The sequence below is a fragment of the Streptomyces fildesensis genome (assembly GCF_016107395.1).
Taxonomy (GTDB): Bacteria; Actinomycetota; Actinomycetes; order Streptomycetales; family Streptomycetaceae; genus Actinacidiphila; species Actinacidiphila fildesensis.
This window is the reverse complement of the sequence record NZ_JAAIKO010000457.1, coordinates 1-209: the sequence shown is the minus strand read 5'-3', so window position 1 is coordinate 209 and position 209 is coordinate 1. Positions and strand designations below refer to the sequence as shown.

Here is a 209-nt window from a genome sequence, read left to right as displayed (position 1 = left end):
CCCTCTGCAACTTTCTCTTCTTCGTCCAGGGCTGGGTCAGACATGTTCTCCATTGGGGCAAAGAAGTAATCAGCTAAGCTAGACTCAGGAGCCACAACAGGAGATTCTCGCTTCCATTGCCGTCTTTGCTGCGTACCTTTCTCTGCACTCAGATTCTGCTGCCCAGTTCCGCGATGACTGCCTCCAGCACCACTCTGTTTGCCAATCAA

At 52.2% G+C, this 209-nt stretch carries 1 protein-coding gene; it reads right to left on the bottom strand.

Annotation, left to right across the window (positions count from 1 at the left end; genetic code table 11):
• Positions 1-209: hypothetical protein (locus tag C6N31_RS45050; protein ID WP_232486409.1), on the bottom strand; the 209-nt coding region annotated here is incomplete at both ends.